The sequence below is a fragment of the Citrobacter sp. RHBSTW-00671 genome (genome assembly GCF_014103415.1).
Lineage (GTDB): Bacteria > Pseudomonadota > Gammaproteobacteria > Enterobacterales > Enterobacteriaceae > Citrobacter.
This window is the reverse complement of the sequence record NZ_JABXPR010000001.1, coordinates 2,273,925-2,289,701: the sequence shown is the minus strand read 5'-3', so window position 1 is coordinate 2,289,701 and position 15,777 is coordinate 2,273,925. Positions and strand designations below refer to the sequence as shown.

General features: G+C 50.9%; 13 protein-coding genes. 9 read left to right on the top strand and 4 right to left on the bottom strand.

Annotation, left to right across the window (positions count from 1 at the left end; translation table 11 throughout):
• Positions 1-7 precede the first annotated feature (7 nt).
• Entirely contained in the window at positions 8-1,198 is a 1,191-nt protein-coding gene (uxuA, locus tag HV261_RS10775; protein ID WP_202038254.1) for a mannonate dehydratase, read from the bottom strand.
• Between the two features lie 202 nt (positions 1,199-1,400).
• Here uxuA and HV261_RS10770 point away from each other — a divergent pair, with 202 nt between their 5' ends.
• The 9 genes from HV261_RS10770 to yejF all read left to right on the top strand — a co-directional run bounded on the left by HV261_RS10770 (position 1,401) and on the right by yejF (position 13,072).
• A complete protein-coding gene (locus tag HV261_RS10770; RefSeq protein WP_202038253.1) occupies positions 1,401-2,867 on the top strand; it encodes a mannitol dehydrogenase family protein in 1,467 nt (488 codons plus the stop codon).
• A 119-nt stretch (positions 2,868-2,986) separates the two neighbouring features.
• On the top strand, positions 2,987-3,973 hold the full coding sequence (locus HV261_RS10765; protein WP_137384087.1) for a CobW family GTP-binding protein: 987 nt from the start codon (positions 2,987-2,989) through the stop codon (positions 3,971-3,973).
• Positions 3,974-4,007: 34 nt separating this feature from the next.
• Positions 4,008-4,721, top strand: coding sequence for a phosphatase PAP2 family protein (locus HV261_RS10760; RefSeq protein ID WP_202038252.1), 714 nt, complete (start codon positions 4,008-4,010; stop codon positions 4,719-4,721).
• A 413-nt stretch (positions 4,722-5,134) separates the two neighbouring features.
• Positions 5,135-5,704, top strand: coding sequence for a bifunctional murein DD-endopeptidase/murein LD-carboxypeptidase (gene mepS, locus HV261_RS10755; protein ID WP_121584825.1), 570 nt, complete (start codon positions 5,135-5,137; stop codon positions 5,702-5,704).
• 182 nt (positions 5,705-5,886) lie between these two features.
• Positions 5,887-7,446: a cyclic di-GMP phosphodiesterase gene (locus tag HV261_RS10750; protein WP_202038251.1), complete on the top strand. Its 1,560-nt coding sequence runs from the start codon at positions 5,887-5,889 to the stop codon at positions 7,444-7,446.
• A gap of 100 nt (positions 7,447-7,546) precedes the next feature.
• Entirely contained in the window at positions 7,547-9,361 is a 1,815-nt protein-coding gene (locus HV261_RS10745) for an extracellular solute-binding protein (protein ID WP_202038250.1), read from the top strand.
• A complete protein-coding gene (locus HV261_RS10740; protein ID WP_040230596.1) occupies positions 9,362-10,456 on the top strand; it encodes a microcin C ABC transporter permease YejB in 1,095 nt (364 codons plus the stop codon).
• Positions 10,456-11,481 carry an ABC transporter permease gene (locus HV261_RS10735; RefSeq protein ID WP_202038249.1) on the top strand — a complete coding sequence of 342 codons (1,026 nt, stop codon included), beginning with the start codon at positions 10,456-10,458 and terminating at the stop codon, positions 11,479-11,481. The genes HV261_RS10740 and HV261_RS10735 overlap by 1 nt, the downstream gene beginning before the upstream one ends.
• Position 11,482: 1 nt before the next feature.
• Entirely contained in the window at positions 11,483-13,072 is a 1,590-nt protein-coding gene (gene yejF / locus HV261_RS10730; protein WP_202038248.1) for a microcin C ABC transporter ATP-binding protein YejF, read from the top strand.
• 3 nt (positions 13,073-13,075) lie between these two features.
• On the opposite strand, the gene HV261_RS10725 is transcribed toward yejF, so the two are convergent.
• The 3 genes from HV261_RS10725 to rsuA form a co-directional block, all read right to left on the bottom strand.
• Complete coding sequence (locus HV261_RS10725) at positions 13,076-13,420, bottom strand: YejG family protein (RefSeq protein WP_137384093.1); 345 nt, start codon at positions 13,418-13,420, stop codon at positions 13,076-13,078.
• Positions 13,421-13,753: 333 nt separating this feature from the next.
• Positions 13,754-14,944: a Bcr/CflA family multidrug efflux MFS transporter gene (locus tag HV261_RS10720; RefSeq protein ID WP_137384094.1), complete on the bottom strand. Its 1,191-nt coding sequence runs from the start codon at positions 14,942-14,944 to the stop codon at positions 13,754-13,756.
• Positions 14,945-14,959: 15 nt separating this feature from the next.
• On the bottom strand, positions 14,960-15,667 hold the full coding sequence (gene rsuA, locus HV261_RS10715; RefSeq protein WP_202038247.1) for a 16S rRNA pseudouridine(516) synthase RsuA: 708 nt from the start codon (positions 15,665-15,667) through the stop codon (positions 14,960-14,962).
• Positions 15,668-15,777: the final 110 nt, after the last annotated feature.

The following is a 15,777-nucleotide window of genomic DNA, read 5'->3' as shown; positions in this document are numbered from 1 at the left end:
GGGCGAATTACAGCAGATCGCGGAACTGCGTTTTTTTCAGCGCCAGCTCCACGCCGCGAACTTCTGCCAGCCCTTTCAGGCGACCAATCGCGGAGTAGCCCGGGTTCGTTTTCTTGTGCAGATCGTCAAGCATCTGATGCCCATGATCCGGGCGCATGGGGATCGGACGCAAATCCCCCGCTTTCTTACGGCGTTGCTCTTCACTCAAAATGGCTGCCACCACCGATACCATATCCACATCGCCCTGCAAGTGTGCGCCTTCGTGGAAGGTTTTCGGGTTTTCTTCACGGCAGGTTGAACGCAAGTGTGTGAAGTGAATACGATCGCCAAAGGTTTCAATCATTTTTACCAGATCGTTATCGGCGCGCACGCCATACGAGCCAGTACACATGGTGAAACCATTATTGATACTATCTACCGTTTCTTTCAGCCATTGCATATCTTCAATGGTCGACACGATACGTGGCAGACCGAGGATTGGCCGTGGCGGATCGTCAGGGTGCACTGCCAGACGTACGCCAACTTCCTCAGCAACAGGCACAATCGCCCGCAGGAAGACAGCCATGTTATTGCGCAGATCGTCTTTGCTGATCCCATCATATTCCGCCAGGCGCGCGCGGAACTGATCCAGCGTATAACCTTCTTCGGCACCGGGCAGGCCAGCAATAATGTTGCGGGTCAGCTTTTCAATGTCGGCAGTGGTCATTGCATTGAAATAATCCAGCGCCTGGCGCTGCTCTTCAGGGGTGTAATCGGCTTCGGCACCGGGACGTTGCAGAATGTGCAATTCAAAAGCCGCAAACGCAATCTGGTCAAAACGCAGCGCTTTGGACCCATCCGGTAGCTGATATTCAAGGTCGGTACGCGTCCAGTCCAGGATCGGCATGAAGTTGTAGCACACGGTATCAATACCGCAGGTCGCCAGGTTACGAATACTTTGCTGGTAGTTTGCAATCCACGTCTGATATTGGCCGGACTGTGTTTTGATATCTTCGTGGACAGGGATACTTTCCACTACCGACCAGGTCAGCCCTTTTTCAGCCAGAATCGCCTGGCGCTTTTGAATTTCTTCTACGGGCCATACTTCACCGTTTGGAATGTGGTGCAAGGCGGTCACAACACCCGTTGCGCCAGCCTGACGCACATCATCAAGCGATACTGGATCGTTTGGTCCGTACCAACGCCAGGTTTGTTCCATTGCTTCACCTCACAAGTTGTTATACCAAATTAAACGACTTTTATGACGACTACCATACAGGCATCCGGTATACGATCAACACATCGCCCATCATTGATTGATCCAGCTCACATTACCCGGATAAATGAGGCACACCAATTCAATTTGTTGTCATATAACTTTATACTGCCATTGTTAATTAATGGTTAATCAGGTGTATTAAATGAAGACTATTGCCTCAGCGTCTCTTGCGGAAAATGTCGTGATGCCTCGGTACGATCGCCAACAGCTAAAAACGCGGATCGTACATTTTGGTTTCGGTGCATTTCATCGCGCCCATCAGGCGTTATTGACCGACCGGGTGCTAAATTCGCAGGGCGGAGACTGGGGGATTTGTGAGATCAGCCTGTTCAGCGGCGACCGGTTGATGAGCCAGCTACGCGAGCAGGATCATTTATTTACCGTGCTGGAAAAAGGAGCGACTGGCAACCAGCCGATTATCGTCGGGGCCGTCAACGAGTGCCTGAATGCAAAGCTGGATTCACTGGCGGCCATTATCGAAAAATTTTGCGAGCCTCAGGTCGCGATTGTCTCGTTAACCATTACGGAAAAAGGCTACTGTATTGATCCTGCCACCGGGTCACTCGATATCGCTAACCCGCGCATTATTCACGATCTGCAAGTGCCGGATGAACCTCACTCTGCACCGGGTATTATTGTTGAGGCCCTGCACCGCCGACGTCAACGTGGGCTGCAACCGTTTACCGTTCTCTCCTGTGATAATATCCCGGACAACGGCCATGTGGTAAAAAACGCCGTACTGGGAATGGCGGAGAAACGCTCACCTGAACTGGCTAACTGGATTCGGGAGCACGTCAGTTTCCCGGGAACCATGGTAGACCGGATTGTCCCGGCAGCGACTGAAGAATCACTGGATGAGATTGCCCGCGAATTAGGCGTGGCAGACCCTTGCGCAATCAGCTGCGAGCCGTTTATTCAGTGGGTCATTGAAGACCATTTTGTCAGCGGCCGTCCGCAATGGGAAACGGCCGGTGTACAGATGGTTGATGACGTTTTGCCGTGGGAGCAAATGAAACTGCGGATGCTGAACGGCAGCCATTCGTTTCTCGCTTACCTCGGTTATCTGGCGGGATTTCAGCATATCAGCGACTGTATGCAGGACCGCGCATTTCGCGAAGCGGCTCACCGCCTGATGCTCAGCGAACAAGCCCCAACGCTGCGCATCACCAATGTTGATTTAGACCAGTATGCCGACAGCCTGCTGGAACGCTTTGCCAATCCGGCGCTAAAACATAAAACCTGGCAAATCGCGATGGATGGTAGCCAAAAATTACCCCAACGTATGCTGGACGGGATTCGCGTTCATTTAGCACGTCAAAGTGAGTGGCCGCTGCTGGCACTTGGGATTGCGGGCTGGATGCGCTACGTAAGCGGGATTGATGATTCAGGTGAAATTATCGATATTCGTGACCCGATGAGTGACAAAATCCGCACTATCGTCGAACAGAGTACGGAATCAGAACGCGTCAGCGCACTGCTTTCACTGCATGAAATCTTCGCCACTGACCTCGCACAGAACCCACACTTCGTCGATACCGTGGAACGAGCCTGGCAACGTATCGCCCAATATGGTGCACATCAGGCGGTCATCGAGACGTTAAAAAGTTAACGATTTCTGCCATTAAACAGGACGAAGTTCGTCTTCGTCCTCTCTGCCCTTCTCTTTTCCCCCGTTTTTCGCCAGGATTGTTAAAAGCCATTACGGTAATTTATGATTCTGGAGTAAACGTGACTAAAACCAATCTCATCACGGGTTTTCTCGGCAGTGGCAAAACCACCTCTATTCTTCATCTATTGGCCAACAAAGATCCCGCAGAGAAGTGGGCCGTTCTGGTCAATGAGTTTGGCGAAGTGGGTATCGACGGCGCACTGCTTGCCGACAGCGGCGCAATGCTCAAAGAGATCCCCGGCGGCTGTATGTGCTGCGTTAATGGCTTGCCCATGCAGGTTGGCCTCAATACGTTGTTACGTCAGGGAAAACCGGATCGTCTGCTGATTGAGCCCACCGGGCTCGGGCATCCCAAACAGATCCTGGATTTACTGACCGCGCCGGTTTACGAACCGTGGATCGACTTGCGCGCAACGCTTTGTATCCTTGATCCGCGCCTGTTGCTGGATGAGAAAAGCGTAGCGAACGAGAATTTCCGCGATCAGCTGGCCTCTGCCGATATTATCGTTGCCAATAAATCCGATCGTGCCACGACAGAAAGCGAAATTGCACTGCAAACCTGGTGGCAGCACTACGGCGGCAACCGCCAGTTAGTTCACGCCGATCATGGACAAATCGACGGACAATTACTGGATTTGCCCCGGCTGAATCTGACGGCGCTTCCCTCCAGCGCGGCACATACTCACCAGCATGCTGATAAAAAAGGGCTGGCAGCACTAAGCCTGCCTGCGCAGCAACGCTGGCGTCGCAGTCTGAACAGCGGTCAGGGGCATCAGGCCTGCGGCTGGATTTTTGACGCTGACACGGTGTTCGATACCATCGGCCTGCTGGAATGGTCACGTCTCGCCCCTGTCGGCCGCGTAAAGGGAGTGATGCGTATTAAAGAGGGGCTGGTGCGTATCAATCGTCAGGGTGAGGACTGGCATATTGAGACGCAAAACGTCGCTCCTCCTGATAGCCGTATTGAACTCATCTCCGATACCGAGACCGACTGGAATGCATTACAGAGTGCATTGTTGAGGCTTCGTTTAGACGTTGGCGCGTAAGGTTGCCTGCGTTTTATAGCAACGGTAAACGACGATGAAAACCCGATACCCACTCATACTCCTGCTTAATATTGCTGGCCTGGCGCTATTTCTGTCCTGGTATCTTCCACACGGGCATGGGTTCTGGTTTTCTCTTGATTCGGGTATCTTCCACTTCTTCAATCATAAGCTGGTTGAGAGCCCGCTCTTCCTGTGGATTGTCGCTGTCACCAATAACCGGGCATTTGACGGCTGTTCATTATTGGCGATGGGCACATTAATGCTGAGTTTTTGGCTAAAAGAAACGCAGGAAGGTCGTCGCCGTATTGTGGCAATTGGGCTGGTGATGCTGCTAACCGCGGTGATATTAAACCAACTGGGCCAGGCGCTTATTCCGGTTAAGCGCGCCAGCCCCACTCTCACATTCGATAATATTAATCGCGTCAGCGAGCTGCTGCATATTTCAACAAAAGATGCGTCCAGAGACAGTTTTCCTGGCGATCACGGCATGATGCTGCTTATTTTTTCCGCATTTATGCTGCGTTATTTCGGAAAAGTCGCAGGAATCATCGGCCTTATTATCACTGTGGTTTTTGCCTTCCCACGCGTAATGATCGGCGCACATTGGCTCACAGATATCGTGGTAGGTTCAATGACCGTCGTATTGATTGGCTTGCCCTGGTGGTTAATGACGCCATTAAGCGATCGCCTGGTTATGCTGTTTACCCATTATCTTCCCGGTAAAAACAAACAATTTTTAAACAAATAACGCAGAGTAATTAACATCATCAGGGATACTTTTGATTTCCTGATGATATCTGCCGGGAAATTATCACTCTGACTGTCATTCTCTTGTCATATTATTCCTGTTTAAAATGAATGAATTGCGTGTTTTTTGCTCTATCTGTTCTTAATTTAGCCAATGCAGTTTATTCACTTTCTGTATCACTTTTTCTTATAAGAAATCACATAAAATCACTCGCAATGACCGGAGCGATCGGGTAACCTCAGACTCGTTTTGCCTCGCGGGATAATTATTCACTATAAGAATAAATTTGTGCGTTCTGCCACAGATTTGACCTTAAAGAATTGTCTCCTCATGCGTTGGTAATTAGTCTCGTCACGTTTGGCATTTTTTATAACGATATTTATCGTTAAGGACTTCAAGGGAAAACAAACAAAATGGTCAAATCTCAACCGATTTTGAGATATATCTTGCGGGGGATTCCCGCGATAGCAGTTGCGGTTCTGCTTTCTGCATGTAGCACAACGAACACCGCGAAGAATATGCATTCTGAGACGCATGCTGTGGGTAATGGAGATAACTCTTCACTGCAAGCCTCTCAGGATGAATTTGAAAGTATGGTACGTAATATCGATGTTAAATCACGTATTATGGATCAATACGCTGACTGGAAAGGCGTGCGTTACCGCCTTGGCGGCAGCACTAAAAAAGGTATTGATTGTTCAAGTTTCGTACAGCGTACGTTCCGTGAGCAATTTGGTTTAGAGCTTCCGCGCTCAACCTACGAGCAACAGGAAACGGGCAAATCCGTTTCGCGCACTAATCTGCGCACAGGCGATCTGGTTCTGTTCCGTGCGGGCTCCACCGGCCGTCACGTCGGTATCTATATCGGCAATAACCAGTTTGTACATGCCTCGACCAGCAGTGGCGTTATCATTTCCAGCATGAACGAGCCTTACTGGAAAAAACGTTACAACGAAGCTCGCCGGGTCCTGAGCCGCAGTTAATTTCGTTTGGCAGCTATCCCTTGGCTATCCTGATGAGACTTATCAAAAGCACTGCTTCGGCAGTGCTTTTTGCGTTGCGCTATGTTTAAGAAAAATCTCACTATACGAATCAATCCAGGTTATAGTTTTACGGATCAAGCCGTTTAATAATAAGCAAATACCCCAGGTAAACATAAGGAACTATGTTCAGACGTCCCTCTTCTTCCAGTCGAAATGTCCTTTTTACCTGTATTTTTACGGGGGTAGTCGTCGCGGTACTTGTCAGCACCCTGCAGTTTTTTGCCACCTGGCACAAACGAGATGTTAAGTACGAAACGCTTCTTTCCGATATCGACTATTACATCAGCAGTTACCTCTCAGACCTCAAAAGTACAACAGATGCCCTGCAGCCGCTGGTCTCATACAATTGCCAACAAGTTGCCGCCAAGCTGACCGCCAGCGCAGCATTTAACCTCAATGTACGCGCTTTTTTATTGGTAAAAGATGGTATTGCTTTCTGCTCCTCCGCAACTGGCGCGATGGACTCGCCTATTCTGTCGCTGATCCCGAAGCTGGATATCCATAAAGATGTCGATGTGGAATTACTGTCCGGTACCCCGATGATGCCTGACAAACCGGCGATCATGATTTGGCACCGAAATCCTTCATTTAATAATAGCGGCGTTTTTTCCTCACTGAATATCAATCTGGCGCCTTACCTGCTCTATACCGCCCGAGAAGATGATTTTGACGGTATTGCAATTATTGTTGGTGATACCGCTATCACGACCTTTTCATCCCGACTGATGGACGTCTCTGCGCTTCCGGATACCACCTGGCGCCAGACGACGCTGAAAGGGATCCCAATGAAGATCCGGCTATACGCGCAAGAGTGGACGTACACTGACGTCTGGTATGCCGTCATGTTGGGATGCATGGCCGGGATCATGACCGGGTTGCTTTTGTGGTACTACAATTACGCCGTTCGTTTACGCCCGGGAAAGGATATTCTCAACGCTATCAAGCACGATCAGTTTTATGTGGTCTACCAACCGGTCGTTGAAATGCAGACGCTGGAAGTAAAAGGCGTAGAAGTATTGTTACGCTGGCGTCACCCGACAACAGGTGAGATCCCGCCAGATGCGTTTATTCACTACGCTGAATCACAGCAAATGATCGTGCCGCTGACGCAGCATCTGTTCAAACTGGTGGCCCGTGATGCCCCCGCATTAAAAAACGTGTTACCGCAAGGCGCAAAGCTCGGGCTCAACATCGCCCCAACGCACCTGCATGGTGAGAGCTTTAAAGACGATATTCAGCGCCTGAACGCCTCCCTGCCGCCACGCTATTTCCAGGTTGTACTCGAAATCACCGAACGCGATATGCTCAATCAGCATGAAGCATCAAAGTTGTTTGAATGGCTACACGCTGCCGGATTCGAAATTGCCATTGATGATTTCGGCACCGGCCATAGCGCACTCATTTATCTGGAACGCTTTACCGTTGACTATCTGAAAATCGACCGAGGATTTATCAACGCCATTGGGACAGAAACGCTAACGTCTCCGGTACTGGATGCGGTGTTGACACTGTCTAAGCGTCTTAATATGCTGACGGTTGCCGAAGGGGTAGAAACGCCTGAGCAAGCCCGATGGCTGCGCGATCGTGGGGTTCATTTCTTCCAGGGATACTGGATCAGCCGCCCATTAATGCTTGATGATTTTGTGCGTTGGATGGCGCAATCCGATAAGCCAACGTGGTGATCTCACCAAGCGATTCATATATTTTCACTCGCCACCCCAACCGCTATTTCTCGGGCAAGAAGCCTGTCGGGTTGTGGCAGGACAAGGAAACCTCTGTGATATGATGCCTCGCGTACTGCTTCTGTTTATCGCCCTTATCGGGTTTAACGTTCATGCCCAATCCATCAAAGAAAGCTACGCCTTTGCCGTGTTGGGTGAACCCAAGTACGCGTTTAATTTTAATCACTTTGATTATGTAAACCCCGCTGCCCCTAAAGGCGGGCAGCTCACCCTCTCCGCCCTGGGTACCTTCGACAACTTTAACCGCTACTCGATGCGCGGCAACCCTGGCGCACGCACCGAAACGCTCTACGATACGCTGTTTACCACCTCGGATGACGAACCCGGCAGCTACTACCCGCTCATCGCTGACAGAGCGCGTTACGCCGATGATTATTCGTGGGTAGAAATCGCAATTAATCCGCGGGCCCGTTTTCACGATGGTTCCCCTATTACCGCACGCGATGTCGAATTCACCTTCCATAAATTTATGACCGAAGGCGTACCGCAGTTTCGTTTGGTCTACAAAGGAACAACGGTAAAGGCAATTGCCCCGTTAACAGTGCGAATTGAACTCGCCAAACCGGGCAAAGAGGATATGCTCAGCCTGTTTTCCTTACCCGTTATGCCCGAAAAGTACTGGAAAGATCACAAGCTCAGCGACCCCTTGTCGTCGCCACCGCTCGCCAGCGGCCCTTATCGCATCAGTCAATGGAAAATGGGACAGTACATTGTTTATTCGCGCGTTAAAGATTATTGGGCGGCAAACCTGCCCGTTAATCGCGGACGCTGGAACTTTGATACCATCCGCTACGATTACTATTTAGATGATAACGTCGCTTTTGAAGCATTTAAGGCTGGAGCATTCGACCTGCGACTTGAAAACGATGCAAAAAATTGGGCAACCCGTTATACCGGTAAGAATTTCGCGAATCATTACATTGTCAAAGACGAACAAAAGAATGAGTCCGCACAGGACACACGATGGTTAGCCTTTAATATTCAACGTCCAATGTTTAGTGACCGACGTGTACGGGAAGCCATCACGCTGGCCTTCGATTTTGAATGGATGAATAAGGCCCTGTTTTATAATGCCTGGAGTCGGACGAACAGCTATTTCCAGAACACCGAGTATGCAGCCAGAAGTTACCCCGATGCGGATGAACTGGTGATCCTTGCGCCATTGAAAAAAGAGCTGCCACCGGAGGTCTTCAGTCAAATCTATCAACCACCGATGTCGAAAGGCGATGGCTACGATCGTGAAAACCTGTTGAAAGCCGATACGTTACTCCAACAGGCGGGATGGATACTGAAAGGGCAACAACGGATAAATAGCACCAGCGGTAAACCGCTGACCTTCGAGTTACTACTCCCGGCAGGCAGCAACAGCCAGTGGGTATTGCCATTCCAGCACAATCTGCAGCGCTTAGGTATTACGATGAATATCCGCCAGGTGGATAACTCGCAAATCACTAACCGCTTGCGCAGCCGTGACTATGACATGATGCCAAGGCTCTATCGCGCAATGCCGTGGCCAAGCTCAGACCTGCAAATTCTCTGGGCCTCTGAATATATAGACTCCAGCTATAACGCGCCCGGAGTGCAAAGCCCGGTCATTGATAAACTGATTAGCCAGATCATTGCCGCACAAGGGAATAAAGCCAAACTGATCCCGTTGGGGCGGGCACTGGACCGGGTATTAACCTGGAACTACTACATGTTGCCGATGTGGTACATGGCAGAAGATCGTATCGCCTGGTGGGATAAGTTTTCGCATCCGGCTATCCGCCCGATTTATACCATTGGCATCGACAACTGGTGGTATGACGTCAACAAAGCGGCGAAACTTCCCGCAGCCAGACGACAGGGAGAGTAAATGGGCGCTTATCTGATTCGACGTCTGCTGCTGGTGATCCCCACGCTCTGGGCCATCATTACTATCAACTTTTTTATCGTACAGATTGCACCTGGCGGTCCTGTTGAGCAGGCCGTCGCCGCCATTGAGTTCGGACAAAGCGGTGCGTTGCCCGGAGCGGGCAGTGAAGGTGTTCGCGCCAGCCACGCGCAAACCGGCGTTGGGAATATCAGCGACAGTAACTACCGTGGCGGCCGGGGCCTTGACCCGGAGGTCATTGCGGAAATTACCCGTCGCTACGGATTCGATAAACCCATTCATGAACGCTATTTCAAAATGCTCTGGGACTATATCCGCTTTGATTTTGGCGACAGTCTGTTTCGCAGCGCCTCTGTTCTTACGCTAATCAAAGACAGCCTGCCGGTCTCCGTGACTTTGGGGCTCTGGAGTACACTCATCATCTATCTGGTGTCGATTCCACTTGGTATCCGCAAAGCGGTCCACAACGGCAGTCGTTTTGACGTCTGGAGCAGTGCTTTCATTATTATCGGCTACGCCATCCCCGCATTCCTGTTCGCGATTTTGCTGATCGTCTTTTTTGCCGGGGGCAGCTATTACGACCTGTTCCCGCTACGCGGACTGGTGTCCGCTAATTTTGACGCCCTGCCGTGGTATCAAAAAATTACCGATTATCTGTGGCACATAACCCTACCGGTGCTGGCAACCGTGGTGGGTGGGTTCGCCGCGCTGACCATGCTGACTAAAAACTCATTTCTGGATGAGGTACGTAAGCAGTATGTCGTTACTGCGCGTGCCAAAGGCGTTAGTGAGAAAAATATTCTGTGGAAACATGTGTTCCGCAATGCCATGTTGCTGGTAATCGCAGGATTTCCCGCCACATTTATCAGCATGTTTTTCACCGGTTCGCTGCTGATCGAAGTGATGTTTTCGCTTAATGGTCTGGGATTACTGGGGTATGAATCTACCGTATCGCGCGACTACCCGGTGATGTTCGGCACACTCTACATCTTCACCCTGATCGGCCTGTTGCTCAATATCCTCAGTGATATCAGCTATACGTTGGTCGATCCTCGTATTGATTTCGAGGGACGCTAATGTCGCGATTAAGCCCCGTCAATCAGGCCCGCTGGGCGCGTTTTCGTCATAACCGCCGCGGCTACTGGTCATTATGGATTTTTTTGGTGTTGTTTGGCCTGAGCATATGTTCCGAGCTGATCGCGAATGATAAGCCGCTGTTGGTTCGCTATGACGGCAGCTGGTATGTCCCTCTGGTTAAAAACTACAGTGAGAGCGATTTCGGCGGCCCGTTAGCCACAAAGGCTGATTACCAGGATCCATGGCTGCAACACCGTCTGGAGAGCCAGGGTTGGATACTATGGGCCCCCATCCGGTTCGGCGCTACCAGCATCAACTTTGCCACCGATAAGCCCTTCCCTTCTCCGCCCTCTGCGCAAAACTGGCTGGGCACTGACGCAAATGGTGGTGACGTGCTGGCGCGTATCCTTTACGGCACCCGCATTTCAATTCTGTTTGGCTTGATGCTGACCCTGTGTTCCAGCGTCATGGGGGTGATGGCCGGCGCACTACAGGGCTATTATGGCGGTAAGGTTGACCTGTGGGGGCAACGGTTCATCGAAGTGTGGTCTGGTATGCCAACGCTGTTTCTGATTATTTTGCTATCCAGTGTCGTTCAGCCTAACTTCTGGTGGCTATTAGCGATCACCGTGCTGTTTGGCTGGATGAGCCTGGTTGGCGTGGTACGCGCGGAATTTCTGCGCACCCGAAACTTTGATTACATTCGCGCAGCGCAAGCGCTCGGGGTTAGCGATCGCAGTATTATTTTGCGTCATATGCTGCCGAATGCGATGGTTGCCGCCCTGACCTTTTTACCGTTTATTTTATGCGCCTCAATCACCACGCTCACCTCGCTGGATTTTCTCGGGTTCGGATTACCGCTCGGCTCTCCATCACTGGGAGAATTGCTGTTGCAGGGTAAAAATAACCTTCAGGCCCCGTGGCTTGGGATCACCGCGTTTATCTCCGTTGCCCTCTTATTATCGCTACTGATTTTTATTGGTGAAGCGGTACGCGACGCATTTGATCCCAATAAGGCGATTTAAGATGACACAACCTCTGTTAGCCATTGAGAATTTATCCGTCGGTTTTCGTCAACAAGCTACCGTACGCACTGTAGTCAATGCTCTCTCTTTGCGCGTTGATGCCGGGCAAACGCTGGCGCTGGTGGGTGAATCTGGTTCAGGTAAGAGCGTCACCGCGCTTTCGGTGTTGCGTCTGTTGCCCACGCCGCCTGCGGTGTACCTCTCCGGTGATATCCGCTTTCACGGTGAATCATTACTTCACGCTAACGAGCAGACGCTGCGCGGTGTACGGGGAAATAAAATTGCCATGATTTTCCAGGAACCCATGGTGTCGTTAAACCCATTGCATAACCTTGAAAAACAGCTCTATGAAGTCCTGTCTTTGCATAGGGGAATGCGTCGGGAAGCCGCACGGGCAGAAATTCTGACCTGTCTGGATCGGGTAGGCATTCGCCATGCAGCGAAACGCCTTACAGATTATCCGCACCAGCTTTCCGGCGGCGAGCGCCAGCGCGTAATGATTGCTATGGCGCTGTTAACCCGCCCGGAGCTGCTCATTGCCGACGAACCCACAACCGCGCTGGATGTCTCTGTGCAGGCGCAAATTCTGCAACTGCTGCGAGAATTGCAGCGTGAGCTGAACATGGGATTGCTGTTCATCACCCATAACCTCAGCATCGTGAGAAAGCTGGCCGATTCCATTGCCGTCATGCAGAACGGTCAATGCGTTGAACAAAATCGTGCCGAGCCACTGCTTGCCGCGCCAACCCATTCCTACACACAGAAACTGTTAAATAGCGAACCCTCCGGCGATCCCGTCCCTTTACCCGCCGGACAACCGCCATTACTGGAAGTGAATGGGCTGAGCGTCGCCTTCCCTGTACGCAAGGGTATCCTCAAGCGCGTGGTGGATCATAACGTGGTGGTTAACAACGTTAGCTTTGCCCTCAGGCCCGGTGAAACATTGGGGCTGGTGGGCGAATCAGGGTCCGGGAAAAGTACCACCGGTCTGGCGCTGCTGCGATTAATCACATCGCAGGGCAGTATCGTGTTCGATGGTCTGGCGCTGCATACCTTAAATCGTCGCCAACTGTTGCCAGTACGTCACCGCATTCAGGTTGTTTTTCAGGACCCTAACTCTTCATTGAATCCGCGTTTGAGCGTATTACAAATTATTGAAGAGGGATTACGCGTTCACCAGCCAACGCTTTCCGCTGAACAGCGTGAAGCGCAGGTAAAAGCAGTGATGGCTGAAGTCGGACTCGATAGCGAAACCCGCCATCGTTATCCTGCAGAGTTTTCCGGTGGTCAACGCCAGCGCATAGCCATTGCCAGGGCATTGATTCTCAAACCCTCGCTGATCATTCTGGATGAGCCGACATCCTCGCTCGACAGAACCGTGCAGGCGCAAATCCTCACGCTGTTAAAGTCGTTACAGGAAAAGCATCGTCTGGCCTATATCTTTATCAGCCATGATTTGCATGTCGTACGTGCGTTATGCCATCAGGTTATTGTGTTGCGGCAGGGAGAAGTCGTGGAACAGGGGCAATGCGAGCACGTATTTAACGCGCCACAACAGGCCTATACGCGTCAGCTGCTCGCGCTAAGCTGACGCTCAAAATGGATTGTTGTTTGAAAAAGGTTCTGCGATAGCCACGCCGAAGTTTTTCAGTCTGCAGGTCGCGGCAAATTCGTCCTGGCGATTCACAAACAGGCACGGTTCCCCTTCACATTCCAGTACGGAACAAGGAACTTCAATATCACTAAGCGCCTGACTGAGTTTATGCATGACCGACCACGCACTGTCGCCATCCGGACTGAGTAATTTTAGCGCTACCAGGCTATTTTCTGTACTTTGGCCGTTTTGCGGAATCGGTTCAACTTTTGAGCCTGCGAAACCCACCGACCAACGATAGCACTGCGGCAGACGATGAACGATTGAGAGTTGTAATGTCATCACTTTCTTTCCCTGGAAGTACAGTTACTTCACAATTATTTTACATCAATATTAACACACCATTGACAATACGTCTTTAGACAGTTGGTAAACGTTTACACCCTGTCTTTAAGCCGCTTTCCGAACCCCGTATTTAAATTTATTCAATGGGTACGGCATGTTTCCGCGCTATATGTACGCGTTTCTGCGATCTAACTCAACCTTTTTAACTACAATGATGTGACTTTTTACATAAATTGATTTTACATAAAATAAACATTACTGGGGGAAATGATGGATTTGAGGTTGATATACATCAACTCCGGAGGCCTTATGGCCCCCAGGTTGTGTAATAGATCACCGTTTTTTGCTGCGACTGGCGTAGAGATAGAAGAGAATTGAGCTGGTGGCGCAAAACGCAATCGACCAAATCATTGGCCAGGCTGAGTTAAAGGTCGCCAGTGACAAGAGCGCGCCAACAATCGCGCCGATACCAAAACGAAACGTCCCCGCCAACGATGAGGCCGTACCGGCCATGTGTGGAAACTCATCCAGAATAACCGCCATCGCATTTGATGACACCATCGACACGCAACCTACAAACGCCGCAACACCGACAACCAGTGCCCAAAATCCAACGCCGAACAGCGCGCTGAATACCATCCAGCCCGCCATCACAAACTGGATCCACAGCCCGGTACGGAACATATTTAGTGCGCCAACCCGACGAACAAAACGACTATTAATAATCGTCATCACAAACAGGAAAACGATGTTCAGTGCAAAGTAATAACCGAAGTGCTGCGGTGAAACATGGTTGATTTCAATGTAGACAAAGGGACCTGCGCTCAGGAAAGAAAACATCCCTGCAAAGCTAAACCCACTGGCCAACATGTAACTCAGGACGCGCTTGTGGCGAAACAGCGAGGCAAAGTTGCCCAGAGTAGTACGCAAGCGAAACGGCTGACGACGCTCAACGGGCAAGGTCTCTTTGATCAGCGTAAAGATCATCACCGAGGCCAGAATCGCCGCCACAGCGAGGATCCAGAAGATATAGTGCCAGCTCAGCCATACCAGCACCCAACCGCCCACAATAGGTGCCATCAGTGGTGCAATCGTCGTCACCAGCATGACAAATGACATCATGCGCGAGAATTCTTCCTTCGGATAGATGTCGCGCATCAGGGCATTGATGACCACGCTTGCCGCCGCGGCCGCCAGACCGTGGAAGAAACGCATAGTGATCAACTGATCGATAGTTTGCGCCAACGCACAGGCGACTGCCGCCGCCGCAAACACCAGGGTCCCTCCCAGTATCACCGGTTTACGCCCGATGCTGTCGGCCATCGGCCCATAGATCAACTGCCCCACCGCGAACCCCAGAATATAGGTACTGAGGGTCATTTGCGCGCTGCCTGCCGGCACGCCAAATTGAGCAGAGATCACCGGCAGCGCCGGAAGATACATATCGATCGACAACGGCATCAACATGGCCAACAAGCCAAGGATAAAAACAATGGCAATTGAAGAGTTCTGCCGGGTGGTCACATTTAGCTCCTGATATTAACGCGGGGTTAAGTTAACGCTGGCGATTTCTTCTTCAGTCAATGGACGGTATTCACCGGGCTCCAGATCCTCATCAAGCTTGATGGCACCGATGCGTTCACGATGCAGTTCCACAACGTGATTCCCGACAGCGGCAAACATGCGTTTAACCTGATGATAGCGCCCTTCACTGATGGTCAAACGTACCTGAGTCGGCGTAATCACTTCCAGCACAGCCGGCTTCGTCAGATCTTTCTCGTTATGCAATTGCACACCGCGGGCAAACTGCTCAGCGGTATCGTCTGCCACCGGTGATTCCAGCGTCACCCGATAAGTCTTCTCACAATGGTGACGCGGAGAGGTAATGCGATGCGACCACTGACCGTCGTCGGTCATTAACACCAGCCCGGTGGTGTCGATATCCAGACGTCCTGCCGCATGCAGTTTGTGCGCGACAGGTTCATCGAGAAAATAGAGAACTGTCGGGTGATCCGGGTCATCCGTGGAGCAAACATAGCCCTGAGGCTTATTCAGCATAAAATAGCGTGGACCCGCCTGTTGAACCAGAGAATTGCCGTCATATTCAACGTCATGTTCTGGCAGCAGCTTAAAGGCGCTATTTCTGACGATTTCGCCGTCGACGGTAACACGGTTACCACGGATCTCACGCCCGGCAATAGCGCGGCTGACGCCGAGTTGCTGAGCGATAAATTTATCAAGTCGCATGAGTGTGATTTTGCCTGTAACAATACGGAAATCGGGCGTTATGCCCGAAAAGTGGAGCCGTTTTCCGCTCAGTATAACGAGCTAACAACTTCCCTCAAGGGAAAAAGATT